This is a genomic window from Chenggangzhangella methanolivorans (assembly GCF_019797865.1).
In the GTDB taxonomy this organism is placed as follows: Bacteria; Pseudomonadota; Alphaproteobacteria; order Rhizobiales; family Methylopilaceae; genus Methylopila; species Methylopila methanolivorans.
On the sequence record NZ_CP081869.1, the window covers coordinates 686,477 to 703,206 of the forward strand.

The following is a 16,730-nucleotide window of genomic DNA, read 5'->3' on the forward strand; positions in this document are numbered from 1 at the left end:
GGGAGAGCCTCCTGCCCAGACCTGAGCAAGAGGCGGGCCGTCCCGATGCGGGACGCCTCAGTCGAGGTCGGTCTCGAGGATCGCCATCGAGAAATTGTAGGACAGATCGCCGTCCTCGTCGTCGCGGAACAGCACGCCCATGAACTCCTCGCCGAGATAGACCTCGGCGGAATCGTCCTTGCGCGGCCGCGCCACGACGCGGAAGCCCGGGTTCTGGAAAGTCTTGCGCAGATAGGCCTGCACGCGTTCGAGCTCGCGTTTGTCCAAGAGATCCTCCTAGGGAGAAACAGTCGCGACGCCAGCGCCTGCAGCTTGGCCGTCGTCGGAAACAGAGCCGAGGGATTGCCACGCGGGGCCGCGGGTGGCAACCGCAAGCACGGACATTCTCCCGTCATTCAGAGGATGGGCGTCCGCCGTCCAATTCCATGACGTAGGCGTAGAGGGCCTTGACCGTCGCAGCTGCGCGCCGGTCGGCGTCAGGCCCTCGGCCGAGCCCCATATGATCAGCTTCGATCTCGGTCAGGAGTTCTGCGACGGCGCGGTTCTGCGCCCCTGCGGAGAAGGCCGACAGCCTCCTGAAGATATCCGTCGTACTCGTCGGCGAATTCCGGTTGCGGCGGACCGATCCCGATCGGATCCCAGTGCGCCCATCCGATGTCGCGCAATCGGGACATGGCGACCGGACGCCGGCCTTTGATCTCCGCCATCCGCTCGCTACTCCGCCGCAGCCGCCGTCGGCGGGGCGAGGCGCGCGAGCTCTGGCGGACCGGCGAGCGCTGTCGCGGCGCGGGGCAAAATAAGCGCGGCTTTCAGCCCCGGGGCGTTGTCAGAAAGCGCGAGTTGTCCGCCATGGAGGCGCGCGACTGCCGAGACGAGCGCCAGTCCCAATCCCGAACCGGGACGGGAGCGGCTCGAGTCGAGCCGCACGAAGCGCTCGACCGCCCGGGCGCGATCCTTCTCCACGATGCCCGGCCCGCGGTCCGCGACCGCGATCTCGGCGTTGAGGCCGGAGCCCAGCGCCGAGACCGTCACCTCGTCGCCGCCGCCCTCCCCGGTCGCGTAGTTGAGCGCGTTCTCGACGAGATTGGCCACCACCTGTCCGATGAGCTCCCGGTTCGCCATCACGATGAGCGAGGACGGCGCGTCGACCTTCAGCGCCGCGCCGCGCTCCTCGGCGAGCGGCTCGTAGAGCTCGGCGACCTCGCGCACGACGTCGGCGACGTCGACCTCGGCGAGCTGTCCCCTGACGCCGCCGGATTCGGCGCGGGCGATCAGCAGCAGCGCGTTGAAGATGCGGATCATGCCGTCGCTCTCGGCGATGATCTGCTCCATCGAGACCTGCCAGTCCTCGTCCGACCGCGCGTCGCGGAGCGCCGCCTCCGCGCGATTCCGGAGCCTCGTCAGCGGGGTCTTGAGGTCATGGGCGATGTTGTCGGAGACCTCCTTCAATCCCGCCATCAGCTCGTTGATGCGGTCGAGCATCGCGTTGACGGCCTCGGCGAGGCGGTCGAACTCGTCGCCGGAACCGGTGACGGCGAGGCGCCCCGAAAGGTCGCCGGCCATGATCGAGCGGCTCGTTTCCGTCATGGCGTCAAGGCGCTTCAGCACCCGCGTCGCGACGAACGCGCCGCCTGCGAGCCCCAGCACCACGACGAGCGCGATCGACCACTGCACGGCGTTGGCGATGACGCCTGCGAGCCGCTCGCGCTCCTCGGTGTCGCGCCCCACCAGCAGCCGGTATCCGCCCGGCAGCACGAACACGCGCACCACGGCCGGATAAGGCGCGGTGTTGGCCTCGCCGACGCGCTGATAGGGCAGCTCGCGCTCGCCGGCCTCGGCGAGCGAGGCGCCGGGAAGCCCCGAGACGTTGCCCGCCAGCGTGTCGCCGGTGACGGTCGTCAGGAGATAGAGCGAGCCGTTGCCCGCGCGGTTGGAGCGCTCGTCCACCACCGCCACGAGCTTGCGGATGCCGCCCTGCCGGTACTGCTCGGCGAGGCCCGTGATCTCGGCGTTGACGGTGGCGTTGAGCTGGCCCGCGATCAGCGCGTTGGCGTGCCACGAGACATAAGCGAGCACGACCGTCGAGAGCGCGGCGAACACCACCAGATAGGCGAGCGCCAGCTTGAACGCGGTCGTTCGGAGAAGTTTACCGAGCGCCGTCACGGATCATGTACCCCGCGCCGCGAACCGTGTGCAGCAGCTGGCGGTCGAAGCCCTTGTCGATCTTCGAGCGCAGGCGGGAGACATGGACGTCGATCACGTTGGTCTGGGGATCGAAATGATAGTCCCAGACATTCTCCAGCAACATCGTGCGCGTGACCACCTGTCCGGCGTTGCGCATGAGGTATTCGAGCAGGCGGAACTCGCGCGGCTGCAGCGGCACGTCCTGCCCGCCGCGCGTCACGGTGTGGGACAGCCGGTCGAGTTCGAGATCGGCGATGCGGTAGACCGTGTCGGCCGCGCCCGCCTTGCCGCGCCGCGCCAGCGCCTCCACCCGCGCGAGGAGCTCGGCGAAGGCGTAGGGCTTGGTGAGATAATCGTCGCCGCCGGCCCGGAGCCCTTGCACGCGGTCGTCGACTTGCCCGAGCGCCGAGAGGATCAGCACCGGCGCGTTGAGGCCCTCGGCCTTCAGCCGCCCGATCAGCGAGAGCCCGTCGAGCTTCGGCAGCATCCGGTCGACCACAAGCACGTCGTAGGAGGCCTCGCCGTTCGCCAGCGCATAGCCCTGCTCGCCGTCGGCCGCATGGTCGACGACATGCCCGGCCTCGGTGAAGGCCTTGACCACATAGGCCGCCGCTTCGCGGTCGTCTTCGACGATGAGGAGTTTCATGGCCGTCGTCATGGCGCGGCTCTCCGTTCGCCGCAAGCGGCGCATTCAACACTGGTTTCTCGGATCTGTAACCGGCCGCTGCGCGCGCCCCCGCGTGGGGCGGGGAGAGCCCTGGTCACGGGGCGCGCACGGGGAGTTCTTCCGCCTAGGCGGCGCGCGCTCGGGGGAAACGCGCGCCGCCCGCAGAAGGCCCAGGCGGCGGCTCGGGGGGGACCGCTGGCGCCTGGGTCATCGGCGAAGGCTTATCCAGCCTTGCCGATCTCGATCGCGACGAACCGCGTCGCGTCGTTGCGCTTGACGAGCAGGAGCACGGACTTGCGGCCGTTCTTCTGCGCCTCGTCGAGCTGGCCGGCCACCTCGGAGACCGTCGAGACGGTCTTGCCGCTGACCTTCATGATGACGTCGCCCTGCTCGAGCTTGCCGGACGCGGCGCCGTCCTCGTCGACCTGCGTCACCACGAGGCCCTGGTCGCCGGCGTTGCCCATCTTGGACGCCGGCGAGACCTCGATGCCCAGCCGGACCTTGCCGCTCTTGGCGCTGTCGTCCTCGTCGGTCTTCAGCGAGGCCTGCTTGGGCTCGTCGGGAAGCGTGCCGAGCTTCAGCTCCTTGGTCTCTTCCTTGCCGTCGCGCCAGATGGTCAGCGTCACCGGCTTGCCGGGATCCATCGAGGCGATCTTGCGGGAGAGGTCGCGGGCGCTGTCGATTTCCTCGCCGTCGACCTTGAGGATGGTGTCGCCGGACTTCAGGCCCGCCTTCTCGCCCGGCGTGCCCTTCTGGGCTTCGGCGACGAGCGCGCCATAGGCCTTCTTGAGGCCGATTGAGTCGGCGATCTCGTCCGTCACCGGCTGGATCTGCACGCCGATGTAGCCGCGGGAGATCTTGCCGCCGCTCTTCAGCTTCTCGATGATTCCGGTCGCGACTTCCGACGGGATCGAGAACGCGATGCCGACATTGCCGCCCGAGGGCGAGAAGATCGCGGTGTTCACGCCGACCACTTCGCCCTTCAGGTTGAAGGTCGGGCCGCCGGAGTTGCCGCGGTTCACCGCCGCGTCGATCTGCAGGAAGTCGTCATAGGGGCCGGCGCCGATGTCGCGGCCGCGGGCCGAGACGATGCCGGCCGTCACCGTGCCGCCGAGGCCGAACGGATTGCCGACCGCGATCACCCAGTCGCCGACGCGCGGGCCCTCGGGGGCGCCGAACTTCACGTATTTGAAGTCCTTGCGGTCGCCGTCGACCTTCAGGAGCGCGAGATCGGTGCGCTGGTCGGTGCCGATGACCTTGGCCTTGTAGGTCGTCTTGCTGTCGTCGGCGACGAGCTCGACGTCCTTGGCGCCCTGGACCACGTGGTTGTTGGTGACTACGTAGCCGTCCTCGGAGATGAAGAAGCCCGAGCCCTGGCTCATGCCGCGCGGACGCGGGTTCGCCTTCGGTCCCTGCTGGTTCTGGCCGAACTCCTTGAAGAAGCGCTTCAGCGGGTGGTCGTCCGGAAGCTGGCCGAGACCCGAATGTTCGGCATGCCGCCCTGCCCGCCGGGAGCCGGGGCCGCTCTGGCCGCCGGGGCCGTCGTCGTCGTCGAGCGCGACGTTCTTGACCCGCACGCTGACGACCGCGGGCTTCACCCGCTCGGCGACGTCGGCGAAGCTCGGCAGGGCCGGGCCGGCCTGCGGCTGGATCTGCGTCTGGGCGACGGCGGGCGTCGTTAGGGTGGTGAGCGCCTCGGCGCCGATCGCGCCGGCGACCGCAAGCGCGATCACCGAGGCAGCGATCGTCCTGCGGCGGCGCGAGGTGGCCGTGGGCTTGTCGATCGTCATGGACATCAGTCTCCGGGAAGGAAAATCCGTACGCTCCCATATGGGCGCTTGGTCAGGATATTCACCGGGCCAATCTTACGCGCGTCTGTCCGGCGCATGAAACTTACGTAAGCTGGAGCGATCCGTGACCGGTCAGCTCTTGGCGCGCGCCGCCGTTTGCTCGTCGTTCGCCGAGAGCAGCGCGTCGAGCCTTTCACGCTCGGCCTCGGACAAGCCTTCGCCGGCCGCGGCTCTCTTTCGCGAGCGGAACGCCCAGAACAGGTAGCCGAAGACGCCGACCCCAAGCACCGCAGGGGCGAACAGCCAGAGCAACAGCGTCTCGCCGCGGAACCTCGGCCGCAGCAGCACGAACTCGCCGTAGCGCTCGGTGAGGAACTCGATGACCTGCGTGTCGCTGTCGCCCGCCTTCACGCGCTCGCGGACCAGCAGTCGTAAATCTTTCGCGAGCGGGGCGTCGGAGTCGTCGATCGACTGGTTCTGGCAGACCATGCAGCGCAGCTCCGTCCCAAGCGCCCGCGCGCGGGCCTCCTGCGCAGGGTCGGGAAGCTGCTCGCCGGGGTTCACGGCGAAGGCGGGGGCGGAGGCGAGCAAAAGAACCGCCGTCATCCCGGCCGCAGCGAAGCGAAGAGCCGGGATCGTCTTCCGGAAAAGCCTCGAAGAGGCACCATATCCTGAAGACGATCCCGGATCGGCCTTACGGCCGTCCGGGATGACGCGCCCTGTCCTTGGCCCCGCCATCATTCCGCCGGCTGCAGCGCGGGCGCGGGCCGCGCCGCCTTTCTCGGGGCTCCGACGCGCAGGCGCCGGTCGGCGAGCGAGAACGCCCCGCCAAGCGCCATCAGCGCCGGCCCGAGCCAGATCAGCAGCACCAGCGGCTTGTACTGGAGCCGAAGGCCCGTCGCCCCGTCGTCGCGCGCTTCCGCGGTCGCGGCGTAGAACTGGCTGAGCCCGAAGGTCGCGATGCCGCTCTCGGCGAGGTCCATTTTCCGCGCCTGATAGATGCGCCGCGAGGGCTCCACCGCCGCGACGACGGTTCCGCCCTCGCGCAGGGTCAGCTTCGCGACCACCGAGGCGTAGTTCGGCCCCTGCCGCTGCTCGAGCCCCTCGAAGGTCACGTGGAAACCCGAGAGGTCGACGCTCTCGCCGGGCTTCAAGGCCACGACGTTCTCGCTCGACCAGGCGGTCGCCGCCACGACGCCGATGAGCGTCACGCCGAGACCCGCATGCGCCAGCGCCCCGCCCCATGTCGAGCTCGGCAGGCCCTTGGCGCGCGCGAAACTGTCGCCGAACGGCGCCTTGAAGAGCTTGGTGCGCTCCATGACTTCCGCGAACGCGCCCACGATCGCGAACAGGCCGAGGCCGATCCCGATCGGCGCGAGCCAGGGCCCGCCCAGGGTGAAGCCCGCGACGAGCGCCGTCGCCACGATCGCGACGCCGAAGGCGATCATCAGCCCCTGCGCCGCGCGATAGGCGTCGCCGCGCTTCCAGGCCAGCAGCGGCCCGAAGGGCATCACCAGCAGCACGGGCAGCATGATCGGCCCGAAGGTCGCGTTGAAGAAGGGCGGTCCGACCGAGATCTTCTCGCCGGTCGCGGCTTCGAGCGCGAGCGGATAGAGCGTGCCGACGAAGACGGCGGCGGTCGCGGCGGTGAGGAAGATGTTGTTGACGACGAGCGCGCCCTCGCGGCTGACCGGCGCGAAGATGCCGCCCTGCTTCAGCACGGGCGCGCGCAGCGCGTAGAGCGCGAGGCTGCCGCCGACGAAGACGGTGAGGATGATCAGGATCGCGACGCCGCGCGCGGGATCGACGGCGAAGGCGTGGACGGACGTCAGCACGCCCGAGCGGACGAGGAACGTGCCGAGCAGCGACAGCGCGAAGGTGAGCAGCGCCAGCAGCACCGTCCACACTTTCAGCGCCTCGCGCTTCTCCATGACGACCGCCGAATGCAGCAGCGCGGTGCCGGAGAGCCAGGGCATCAACGAGGCGTTCTCGACCGGGTCCCAGAACCAGAAGCCGCCCCAGCCGAGCTCGTAATAGGCCCAGTAGGACCCCATCGCGATGCCGAGCGTCAGGAACAGCCAGGCGGTCAGCGTCCAGGGCCGCACCCAGCGCGCCCAGGCGGCGTCGACCTTGCCCTCGATGAGCGCGGCGACCGCGAACGAAAACGCCATCGAGAAGCCGACATAGCCGATGTAGAGCAGCGGCGGATGGATCGCGAGGCCCGGGTCCTGCAGCAGCGGGTTGAGGTCCTGCCCTTCCATCGGAGCCGGGACCACGCGCTCGAACGGGTTCGAGGTGATCAGCACGAACAGCAGGAAGGCGGTCGAGATCATCGCCTGCACGGCGAGCACGTCGGCCTTGAGGCGAGCGGGGAGATTGCGCCCGAAGACGGCCACCAGCGCGCCGAACAGCACGAGGATCAGCACCCAGAGCAGGAGCGAGCCCTCGTGGTTCCCCCAGACGCCCGAGAACTTGTAGATCAGCGGCTTCAGCGAATGCGAGTTCTCGACGACGTTCAGCACCGAGAAGTCGGAGGTGAGATAGGCGTGGGTGAGCGCCGCGAACGCCAGGCCCACGAAGCCGAACTGCGCGACGGCGAGCGGGCTTGCGAGCCGCATCAGCGCGACGTCGCGCACCCGCGCGCCCCAGAGCGGCAGAATCGACTGCAGGATCGCGAGAGCGAGCGCGAGGACGAGCGCGTAATGTCCTGTTTCAGCGATCATTTCGACGTCTCCGCGGGCTTTGCTGCGGGAGCGGCGTCGGACTTGCCGTCGGACTTGCCGCCGCCACGCCACTCGCCCTGCTCTTTCAAGCGGTCGGCGACGTCCTTGGGCATGTAGTTCTCGTCGTGCTTGGCGAGCACGCTGTCGGCCTTGAAGACGCCGTCGGTCTGCACCGAACCCTCGGTCACGACGCCCTGCCCCTCGCGGAACAGATCCGGCAGCATGCCGGTGTAAGTCACCGCCTGGTCGGCCTTGTTGTCGGTCACGGTGAAGAACACCGTCGTGCCCTCGTGGCGGACCGAGCCCTGCTTCACGAGCCCGCCGAGCCGCATGCGCGTGCCAAGCGCGTCGCCCCGCTGGGCGATCTCGCTCGGCGTGCGGAAGAACACCAGCGTGTCGGTGAAGGCGTTCAGCACCAGCGCGACCGCGGCCGCGAGCACGAGGCCGATCACCGCGAGCAGCGCGAAGCGGCGGCGCTTGCGGGCGCTCGCGCGCCGGCGCGGCGAGGGAAACGAGGAGGTCGAAGCGTCGAGCGTCATCCGAGATTCCCTTTAGGCGCCGCGGCCTTCGAGCCCGAGCCCGAGCGCCAGCGCCTCGAGCCGGACCGCGGCCCGTCCGTCCGCCCCGAATTTCTCCCGCGCCTTGGCGAGCGCGTCCCGGGCCTTGTCGACCTCCCCGAGGGCGACGCGCGAGCGCACCAGGCGCAGCCATTCGCCGAGATCGCCGCCGTCGGCGGAAAGCCGCTGGTCGAGCCCCTCGACCATCTTGCGGATGAAGGCCTCGCGCTCTTCCGGCGTCTTGAGCGTGGCCGCCTCGTCGCCGGTCGGCAACTGCAGCGCCGGCACGTCGGCCATGCGCTGGAACTCTTCCTTCAGCGCCTCGAGATAGGGCGCGTCCTGGGGAGCGTTAGCGAACATGAGCTTGAGCCGCGAGAAGGCGCCGGCGAGGTCGCCGTCCTGCTCGGCGGCGCGGGCGAGGTAGAACGTCCCCTTGATCGAGGGCTGCGGCCCCTCGACCGAGCGCTCGAAGGCGGCGCGCGCCTGCGCCGTCACGACGCCGTCGGCCGCCGCGAACAGGGCCTCGCCAAGATTGGCCTCGCGGTCGGGCGTCGCGCCCAGCAGGCGGATCGCGTTGGCGTAGGCGGTCGCGGCGTCGGCCGGCCGGCCGAGCCGCAGATAGATCGGCGCGATCACCGACCAGCCGCGGCCGTCGTTCGGGTTCTTGGCGAGCGCGGTTTCGACGCGGGCCGCGAGATCGGCGACGTTCGCGCCGTCGGGCGCCTCGGTCTTGCGGGCGGCGAGCGGAAGGTCCGGCAGGTTCGGCTTGCCGAGGCTCGCATAGACGCCGAGCCCGATCGCCGGGATCGCGACCAGCGACAGCGCGGCGGCGATGCGGCGGCGGCCCGTGGACGCCGAGGCGGGAGCGTCCCCGCCGCGCTCCGAGGCCGCGATCAGGCGACGGGCGACCTCGACGCGGGCGCTCTCGGCCTCGCGCTCGTCGATCAGCCCCCGCGAACGGTCGCGCGCGATCTCGTCGATCTGGTCGCGATAGACGGCGGCGTCGGCCTCCGACCCGTCCGCGCCCGCCGTGCGGCTGCGCGCGAGCGAGCCCAGCACGACGAACACCGCCGCGCCGGTCATCACCGCGAAAATCAGCCACAAGGCCATGGTCGAGCCCAAGCCGCGTCTCCTTTTCGGCCGGTTCGTCCCGGCCGTCATGTTGGCGTTGTCATTAGAAGCGTTCGAGCCCGGCGAGAAGAGACACGGGGTCGCGCGCCGATGACGCCTTCGTAAAAATCGCCGCGAGGTGGCTGATCCTCGCGCCGCAGGGCTTTATAGGGTGAGGTTTAAATCACTCCAATTCGCCGTCCGGCCACGAGAGCCCCCGCCCTGTTCGATCTTCCGTCCCTCCTTCGCAGGCGGCGCGCCCGCCCCGGACAGACCTTCGCGCCCCCCGAGGCGCTGCGCGAGACCTATGACGTCGCCGTGGTGGGCGGGGGCGTGCGCGGTCTCGCGATCGCGCGCGCCTGCGCCGCCGAAGGGGCCTCGGTCGCGCTGTTCGCCGCAGGCGAGATCGCGGCCGCTGCCGACGAGCGGGCCTGGCCGGTGGCGCGCGCCGCCCATGTCGAGCGGCTGCGCGCGGGAAGCGACGGCGACGCCGTCCAGCGGCTCAAGCGGCTCGAGGCCGGGTTGCCGAGCCCGGTCGCGATCGACCGGCCGGGCTGCGTGACGCTCGCGACGGGCTTCGGAGAGGTCGAGCAGTTCGAGGACGCCGCGCGGCGCCTCAAGGCCGACGGCGCCGACGCCTGGATGATTCCGGCGCGCGAGACCGCGGCGTTGAGCCCGCCGCTCGCCGACTGGGCCGACCTCGGGGCCGGGCTCTACGAGCCGGGCGCGCTCGCGGTCGACGCCGACGCGCTCGCGCTGTCGATCGCGCAGGACGCCGCGGCGCTCGGCGCGCACCTCTTCTCCCATGCGCCCGTCGGCGCGATCGAGCGGCAGGGCTCGGTCGTCACCGGGGTCGAGGTGATGGCGCGCAACGTCGGCGCGGGCGCGGTCGCGCTCGCCGGCGACCTGTCGGCCATCCGCCTCGTGCGGGAAGGCCGCGGCCGGCTTTCGCTCACCCGCGACGAGCGGACCATCCTGGTGACGTCCGCCGACGCCCCGGACATCGGGCCGTCGCTCGTGATCGACGACCTGCTGATCTCGCGCGACCGCGTCGGCGCGCTGACGATCTCGGGTCCGGCCGGCGTCGACGCGATCGCGCGGCGGGCCGTCGCGATCGCGCCGACGCTCGGCGGACTGACGCTCGCGGCCGAAGAGCCCGTGACGATCTGGACCGGAATCGACGGCCTGCCGCAGGTCGGCGCCGCGGAGATCGACCGGCTCTGGCTCGCGCTCGGCTATGGCCGCGACGGGCTCTCGCTCGGGCTCGCGGCCGCCGACCACCTCGCGGCGCTGATGTCCGGCCGACGCGGCGTCGAGGCGCTTGACCCCTTCGCGCCGACCCGCCGGCCCGCCGTCCGCGCCCAGGAGACGGCTCGATGACCGGCCCCCATCGCCTTCCCGCCACGGCGCCCGGCGGCTTCGGAACCGAGGTCGACCGCTCGGAGCCGGTCGGTTTTCGGCTCGGCGGCCGCGTCTTCGGTGGGCTCTATGGCGACACGCTCGCAAGCGCGCTGCTTGCGAGCGGCGTCCGCAAGTTCGGCGGCAGCCCGCTGCTCGGCCGGCCGCGCGGCCTCATGGCGCTCGGGCTCGAAGACCAGACGCCGATGGCGCTCGAGGGCGACGCCGGCCCCTGGAGCCTGGTGTCCGGCTCCGAGATCACGCTGCGCGAGGGCCTTCGCGCCCGCCAGGCGAGCTCGGGCGTCGAGACCGCGCTGCGTCGTTTCGCGCCGGTCATGTCGCCCGATCGCCGCGCGCTTCCGGCGGCCCAGCAGATGCTGGAGCGGCTCCGGCGCGCCCTGCCGCTTCCGGGCCCGCGCCTGCCGGCCGTCGAGCCGCCGCCCTTCTCGCGGGTCGAGACCTGCGGCGTGCTGGTGATCGGCGCGGGGCTCGCGGGGCTTGCGGCGGCAGCCGCGCTCCGCTCGGCCGGCGTCGACGTGCGGGTGGTCGAAGCCTCGCGCCGCGCCGGCGGCCTCGCGGATCTCTATGGCGGGACCGTGGACGGCCTCCCGCTCGCCGGCTGGGCGTCGGCGCAGGCCGCAGGCCTTCGCGACCGCGACGCGCTGAAGCTCGGGGCGACCGCGATCTCGATCGAGGCCGACGGATCGGTCTGCGTCATGGAGCGCGACGATCCCCAGCGCCCGGGCCGCGTCACGGTCACGCTGGTCTCGGCCTCAGCCGTGGTGCTGGCGACGGGCTGGCGCGAACGGCCGCTCGTCTTCCCCGGCAACGACCGGCCCGGCGTCATGCTCGCCACGACCGCCCGCGCGCTGCTGCGCCGCCACGCCGTCGCGCCGGGCTCCCGCGTGATGGTCGCGACGACCTGCGACGAGGGCTACCGGACCGCGACCGATCTCCGCGAGGCCGGCGTCGAGGTCGGCTTCGTGCTCGACGCGCGCGCGGACCCGCAAGGCCCCGCGGTCGACATGGCGAAGGCGCTCGGCGCGCCCGTCAGCCTGTCGACCGTCGTCACCGGCGTCGAATTCGCCGAAGGCGAGGCCCAGCTCGCAGGCGTGCGGACCCGCAACCGCTTCGGCGAGGGCGCGACCGCGGGGGCGCGCATTCTAGAGGCGGACGCGCTCGTCGTCTCGGGCGGCCTCGCGCCGCGCGACGAACTCGCGCGACTCTGCGGACTCGGGTCCGATCAGGGCGTGTTCTCGGCCTCGGCCGGGCCGAACGCCGTCGAGGCCGTTGCGGGCGGCTGGGCCGCCGGGGCCGCCGCCGCGGCGCGTCTCGGCGCCGAGCCCACGGGCCCCGCTCCCGTCGTCGAGGCGAGCGCGGACGAAGCCGGCGAAGTCGCCGCGGTCCTGCCCGCGCGGCTCGACGAGCCTGGCGCCGCGGAGGCCTTCGTGGATTTCGGAGCCGACGTCACCCTCGCCGATCTCGTCGCCGCCGCCGCGCGTCGCGGGCCGGCGCCTGCGGCGGTCGCCCGGCGGCTCGGCCTCGGGCTCGGCCCGGACGGCGGGCGGCTCGGCGGCGACGTCGCCGCGTTGGCGTTCGAGAGGATAACGGGCGTCGGCTTCGCGCCGCCCTCGCCCGGCCGGCCGACGCTCGCGACGCTTGCCGCCCGCGCGCGCCTCAGAGACGCCTGAGCGCGCTCAGACCGTCGGCAGCGTCAGCTCGCAGCGCAGCCCGCCCATGGCGGAGCGGCGCAGCTCCACCGAGCCGCCATACATCGCCGCGAGCTCGTTGACGATGGCGAGACCAAGCCCCGACCCGGGCTTGGTCTCGTCGAGCCGGCGCCCGCGCGCCATCACCTCGCTGAACTGGGCGTCGGTGAGGCCGGGACCGTCGTCGTCGACGGTGAGCCGGGCGGATGGCTGCGCCTTGGTGGCCTCCGGCGAGGCCTCGACCGTGATTGCGACCTTGGCGTTCGCCCATTTGAAGGCGTTGTCCACGAGATTGCCGACCATCTCCTCGAGATCCTGCCGCTCGCAGCGCATGCGCAGCGGCTCGGCGATCGAGATCTCGACCTCGATCGCGCGGTCGCGGTGGATCTTCTCGATCGCTCGGGCGAGCCCCTCCACCACCGGCTTCACCTCCGCCGACTCGCCCGCGAAGGCGATGCCGGCCGAAAGCCGCGCCCGCTCGAGATGATGGTCGATCTGCCGGCGCATCAGCACCGCCTGCTCGCGGACTTTCTCCGCGAACGCGCCGTCGCCGGCGTTCGCCTCGTTGGCGATCACCGACAGCGGGGTCTTCAGGCCGTGGGCGAGATTGCCCACATGGGTGCGGGCGCGCTCGACGATCTGGCGGTTGGAGTCGATCAGCGCGTTGAGCTCGCCGGCGAGCGGCGCGATCTCGCGCGGGAAGGCGCCGTCGAGCCGGGCGCGGTCGCCGTTGCGGATCTCGACGAGCTGGGCGCGGATGCGCGCGAGCGGCTTCAGGCCGAACTTCACCTGGAAGCCCGTGGTGATGACGAGGCCGAGCCCCAGCAGTACGAAGCAGACCAGCAGCGCGAAGTTGAAGTTCGCGACGTCCTTGTCGATCTCGTTCGAGGCCGCGCCGATCGAGATCAGATAGCGTCCGTCCTGCCCGAGATCGATGATGCGCTCGACGATCCGCAGGCGCCGTCCCTCGGGCCCGGCCGCATAGCCCTCGCGCACGCTCGCCTGTCCGTCCGCGCCGCTCGCGCCGAGCCGCGGAAGCTGCTCCTCGAACAGCGACTTCGACGTCGTGGCCTCGGGCGGATCCCGATCGATCCGGGTGATCTGCCAGTACCAGCCCGAGAGCGGAATCTCGAACCGCGGCTCGCCGAAAGATCCGGGATCGGCGCTCTGGAAAGTGCCGTCCGCGACCCGCGCGACGATCGTCTTGAGATGCACGTGGAGCCGCTGGTCGAACCCGTTCTCGACCGAGCGGACATAGTAGGAGGACAGGGTGAGGCCGCCGATCACCAGGATCGCGGTCGTCCACATCGCGGCGGAGCCGAACAGCCGCGCCGCGATCGAGGCGGCGCGCTTGGTCTTTCTCCGCGCCGCTGTCTGCTCCACGGGCGGCGCGATCGCCGCCGGGCCCCGGCCGCCGTCGGCGTGGGCGCTCACGCAGGCTCCACGCCGAGCAGGTAGCCGAGCCCGCGGACCGTCTGGATGACCTCGGCCCCGAGCTTCTTGCGCAGCCGCCCGACGAAGACCTCGATGGTGTTGGAGTCGCGGTCGAAATCCTGATCGTAGAGGTGCTCGACGAGTTCGGTGCGCGACACCACCCCCCTGATGGTGCATCAGGTAGGAGAGCAGCCGGTATTCGTGGCTGGTGAGCCTGATCGCCGCCCCGTCGACCGTGACGCGGCCGGACTTCGTGTCGAGCCTCACCGGCCCGCACAGGATCTCGCTCGAGGCGTGTCCGCTCGCGCGGCGCAGCAGCGCGCGGATGCGGGCGAGGATCTCCTCCATATGGAAGGGCTTCGGCACGTAATCGTCGGCGCCGGCGTCGAAGCCCTGCACCTTGTCGGACCAGCGGTCGCGCGCGGTGAGGATCAGCACCGGCGTCGTCTTGCCGTCGCGGCGCCACTGCTCGAGCACCGAAATGCCGTCCATCTTCGGCAGGCCGATGTCGAGCACGATCGCGTCATAGGGCTCGGTGTCGCCGAGGAAGTGGCCCTCCTCGCCGTCATGGGCGCGGTCGACCGCATAGCCGGCCTCCTCCAGCGCCGTCACGATCTGGCGATTGAGGTCGGGATCGTCCTCGACGACGAGCAGCCGCATTGCGAATTGTCCTCCTGGCCGCGAGCGGCCTTTATCTCACGCCGACGAGCTTGCCGCTCACCGCCTCGACGCGGACGCGGGCGACCCGGCCGTCGTCGTTGAGCAGCGTGAGATCATAGGCGAGCGCGCCGTCAAAGGTGCAGAGCTTGTAGTCGATGACCTCGCCGTCCCAGGCGCCGCGGGCGGTGCGCAGGGCCTGTGAGAGCGACACGGCGCGCTTCTGCGCGATCGCGCCGCGGGCGTCGCGCGCCGACATGCAGTCCTTGCCGCCGGGATCGGCCGCGCGCGCGGCGTCGCGGGCGGTCGAGATCCGGACGCGGATCGGCGGCTCTGGCGGCCGCGCGGGCGCGGTCGAGCTGCTCCTCGTCCTCCGGATCGGCGGACTTCGCGGCCGCTCGGGCCTTCTCGACGCCCTCGTCCTGAGGCTTTCCGGGCGCGCCGGCCGGCTCCTGCGGGCCCGAAGGGCCCTGGCCGGGCGGCGCGAGAACGGGCTTGTCCTGGGCGGCCGCCGAAACCGTCGCGAGCGCGAGCGCGAGCGCTATGACGCAAGGCGTGTGCATGCCCTCCCTGTGCCAGAAACGCTCTGAACCCACGATGAATGTCACCTGCGCGGCCTCGGCTCGCCCCCTTAGATAACGGCCCGGGCCGGACCGCCAAGGCCACGGCGAGGCGTGGTCAGCGCGCCGGCGCCTCGCCCGCGGCTCGACCCGGTCGAGCCGCTGGCGCAGATCGACGATGACGTCGCGCGCGTTGTAGAGCCCGCCGAACGCCGATTTGAGGTCGTCGACCTGACGCTGCAGCCCTGCGATCGCGGCGTCCTCGGCCCGCCAGCGCTCCTGGTGCTCGCCCCGCGGCACCACCGCGTCGCGGGCCTCGCGGGCGCGGGCGTCGAGAACGGAGAGCGCCGCGTCGACCCGCGCGAAGCGGGCGTCGTAGTCCTGTCGGCTGACCAGGCGGTTGTTCTCGTAGGTCGACTTGAACTCCGAGAGATAGGCGCCCGACACGCTCTCGCGCGCCAGCCGCTCGTAGTCCCGTTCGAGGCGCCCGAGCGCCTCGTCGACCGGCGCCTTGGCGAGCTGGCCGCCCGCCACCACGATCGCCAGCACCACGCCCATGGCCGAGACGATCGTGGCCCAGGGCGTGCGCGAGCGCTCGTCGAGCTTGGTCGTGAGCCCGGCGAGCTGCGCCGACACCTCGCCGATGCGGCCCGTGAACAGCTGGTTGAGGTCGTGGACCCCGCGCTCGAGCCCGTAGACCCGCTGCTCGAGCGCGGCGAGCTTGGCGTCGTCGTGGAGGGACCGCTCCACGCTCGCCGCCCGGACGCTCGCGTTCATCGCCGCCCGGGCCTCACTTCAGCGGACGCGTCGTGGTCTCGCGGCCGTACCAGGCGTAGGCCGCGCCCGCGAGCGAGACGAGCGTCGAGACGAGTTCGGCGGCCGCGCTCTCGGCGATCGGCGCGCCGAGCGCTTTCCCGAGCGCCACGACAAGCGGCGCGCCCGCCGCGATCGCCACGCCGCGCAGCGTCTGGCTCTTCAGCCGCGACACCGGCTCGAGCGCCGGCGCGACGCGCGGATCGGCCGAGACGCTCTCGGCGAGGCGCCGGGCGCCCGCCATCGCCTTGCCGGTCGGGACCGCGGCCTCGCCGAGCGCATCGGCGGCGGCGTCCGCCACCGCGGCCTCGAGGCGGGAACGGGTGAGCGCATGGGTCATGAACGTCTCCTTTGAGCTGGGAACGGTCGCGCGATCAGGCTTCGTCGAGGCTCGTCGCGCCGCCGGCCGCGACCCGCACGCGCCGCGGCCGCGGCGCCGGGACGGTCGCGGGCCAGCGGATCGCGATCAGGCGGTTCTTGAGGATCCAGGCCTCGGTCACGGCGTTCGACTGGTTGCCGCCGAGCACGCGGAAGCGGCCGGCGTCCTCGCCGACATAGAAGCCGACATGTCCGGCCGTCGGCCCGCGCTCGAACACGAGCACGGCGCCGGGCGCGGGCTTCGAAAGCGTCACGCCGAACCGCGCCCAGCCGCGCGCCCAGAGCGGGTTGGCGGGCAGCGGCTCGTCCGGCAGCGCCGCCGCGAACTGGCCGAACACGAAGGCGCCGCACCAGGGAACGTCGTCGTCCCTGTACCAGTCGGCCCGCCCGCCCCCAGGCGAGGATCTGCGGGTCGGAGGCCGGGCCCGCGATCTCCCGCAGGCCCATCCAGCGCCGCGCCTCGGCGAGCCAGGGCGGATCCTCCGGCGCCGACGCGCGCGCGGCCGGCGCCCCGAGCGCCGCGCGCGTCAGCGGCCCGACGACGCCGTCGGGCGCAAGGCCCGCGCTCGCCTGGAAGGCCTTGACGGCCGCGATCGTGCGGCGTCCCCAGATCCCGTCGAGCGGGCCCGGATCGAAGCCGCGCGCGGCGAGCCGCCGCTGGAGCTCCAGCGTGGTCATGGTCGTCCTCCGCATGTTGTGAAGGGCGCGCCGATCAGAATCCGGTGGCGCGCTTGGGCCTGCGGCCTCATG

Annotated in this window: 15 protein-coding genes and 2 pseudogenes; 2 read left to right on the forward strand and 15 right to left on the reverse strand. The window is 71.7% G+C overall.

The genetic code is table 11. The annotated features are described in order from the left end of the window. Window positions 1–57: 57 nt before the first annotated feature. From K6K41_RS03630 to ccmI, 8 genes are all read right to left on the reverse strand, one after another. Complete coding sequence (locus tag K6K41_RS03630) at window positions 58–267, reverse strand: DUF3126 family protein (RefSeq protein WP_261403941.1); 210 nt, start codon at window positions 265–267, stop codon at window positions 58–60. 447 nt (window positions 268–714) lie between these two features. After that, window positions 715–2,163 carry a sensor histidine kinase gene (locus K6K41_RS03635; RefSeq protein ID WP_261403942.1) on the reverse strand — a complete coding sequence of 483 codons (1,449 nt, stop codon included), beginning with the start codon at window positions 2,161–2,163 and terminating at the stop codon, window positions 715–717. Next, window positions 2,147–2,842 carry a winged helix-turn-helix domain-containing protein gene (locus K6K41_RS03640; RefSeq protein WP_315855135.1) on the reverse strand — a complete coding sequence of 232 codons (696 nt, stop codon included), beginning with the start codon at window positions 2,840–2,842 and terminating at the stop codon, window positions 2,147–2,149. The genes K6K41_RS03635 and K6K41_RS03640 overlap by 17 nt, the downstream gene beginning before the upstream one ends. Before the next feature lie 230 nt (window positions 2,843–3,072). Continuing rightward, the gene (locus K6K41_RS03645) at window positions 3,073–4,641 is read right to left on the reverse strand and encodes a Do family serine endopeptidase (protein WP_261403943.1); all 1,569 of its coding nucleotides are present in this window, start codon (window positions 4,639–4,641) and stop codon (window positions 3,073–3,075) included. 132 nt (window positions 4,642–4,773) lie between these two features. Beyond that, entirely contained in the window at window positions 4,774–5,247 is a 474-nt protein-coding gene (locus K6K41_RS03650; RefSeq protein WP_261403944.1) for a cytochrome c-type biogenesis protein, read from the reverse strand. Window positions 5,248–5,378: 131 nt separating this feature from the next. Then, a complete protein-coding gene (locus K6K41_RS03655; protein ID WP_261403945.1) occupies window positions 5,379–7,364 on the reverse strand; it encodes a heme lyase CcmF/NrfE family subunit in 1,986 nt (661 codons plus the stop codon). After that, the gene (ccmE, locus tag K6K41_RS03660) at window positions 7,361–7,903 is read right to left on the reverse strand and encodes a cytochrome c maturation protein CcmE (RefSeq protein WP_261403946.1); all 543 of its coding nucleotides are present in this window, start codon (window positions 7,901–7,903) and stop codon (window positions 7,361–7,363) included. Before ccmE ends, K6K41_RS03655 begins: the two co-directional genes overlap by 4 nt. Window positions 7,904–7,915: 12 nt before the next feature. Beyond that, complete coding sequence (gene ccmI / locus K6K41_RS03665; protein ID WP_261403947.1) at window positions 7,916–9,043, reverse strand: c-type cytochrome biogenesis protein CcmI; 1,128 nt, start codon at window positions 9,041–9,043, stop codon at window positions 7,916–7,918. Between the two features lie 306 nt (window positions 9,044–9,349). Between ccmI and K6K41_RS03670 the strand changes: the two genes are divergently transcribed. Both K6K41_RS03670 and K6K41_RS03675 read left to right on the forward strand, forming a co-directional pair. Beyond that, window positions 9,350–10,411, forward strand: a complete 1,062-nt coding sequence (locus tag K6K41_RS03670; protein WP_261403948.1) for an NAD(P)/FAD-dependent oxidoreductase — start codon at window positions 9,350–9,352, stop codon at window positions 10,409–10,411. Next, window positions 10,408–12,120, forward strand: coding sequence for an FAD-dependent oxidoreductase (locus K6K41_RS03675; protein WP_261403949.1), 1,713 nt, complete (start codon window positions 10,408–10,410; stop codon window positions 12,118–12,120). Before K6K41_RS03670 ends, K6K41_RS03675 begins: the two co-directional genes overlap by 4 nt. Before the next feature lie 6 nt (window positions 12,121–12,126). Here the strand turns inward: K6K41_RS03675 and K6K41_RS03680 are convergent, their stop codons facing one another. The 7 genes and pseudogenes from K6K41_RS03680 to K6K41_RS03710 form a co-directional block, all read right to left on the reverse strand. Then, window positions 12,127–13,446 (reverse strand): sensor histidine kinase, encoded by a 1,320-nt coding sequence (locus K6K41_RS03680; RefSeq protein WP_261405630.1) that lies wholly within the window; start codon window positions 13,444–13,446, stop codon window positions 12,127–12,129. A gap of 122 nt (window positions 13,447–13,568) precedes the next feature. Further along, a pseudogene (locus K6K41_RS03685) lies at window positions 13,569–14,232 on the reverse strand (response regulator transcription factor). Between the two features lie 31 nt (window positions 14,233–14,263). Beyond that, window positions 14,264–14,443, reverse strand: a complete 180-nt coding sequence (locus tag K6K41_RS03690; protein ID WP_261403950.1) for a PepSY domain-containing protein — start codon at window positions 14,441–14,443, stop codon at window positions 14,264–14,266. Next, window positions 14,364–15,566 carry a hypothetical protein gene (locus K6K41_RS03695; protein ID WP_261403951.1) on the reverse strand — a complete coding sequence of 401 codons (1,203 nt, stop codon included), beginning with the start codon at window positions 15,564–15,566 and terminating at the stop codon, window positions 14,364–14,366. Before K6K41_RS03695 ends, K6K41_RS03690 begins: the two co-directional genes overlap by 80 nt. A gap of 13 nt (window positions 15,567–15,579) precedes the next feature. Further along, window positions 15,580–15,942, reverse strand: coding sequence for a hypothetical protein (locus K6K41_RS03700; RefSeq protein ID WP_261403952.1), 363 nt, complete (start codon window positions 15,940–15,942; stop codon window positions 15,580–15,582). 34 nt (window positions 15,943–15,976) lie between these two features. Next, on the reverse strand, window positions 15,977–16,318 hold the full coding sequence (locus K6K41_RS03705; RefSeq protein ID WP_261403953.1) for a C40 family peptidase: 342 nt from the start codon (window positions 16,316–16,318) through the stop codon (window positions 15,977–15,979). Window positions 16,319–16,553: 235 nt separating this feature from the next. Beyond that, window positions 16,554–16,673: pseudogene (locus K6K41_RS03710) on the reverse strand (peptidoglycan-binding domain-containing protein); the annotation flags it as partial. Window positions 16,674–16,730 lie beyond the last annotated feature (57 nt).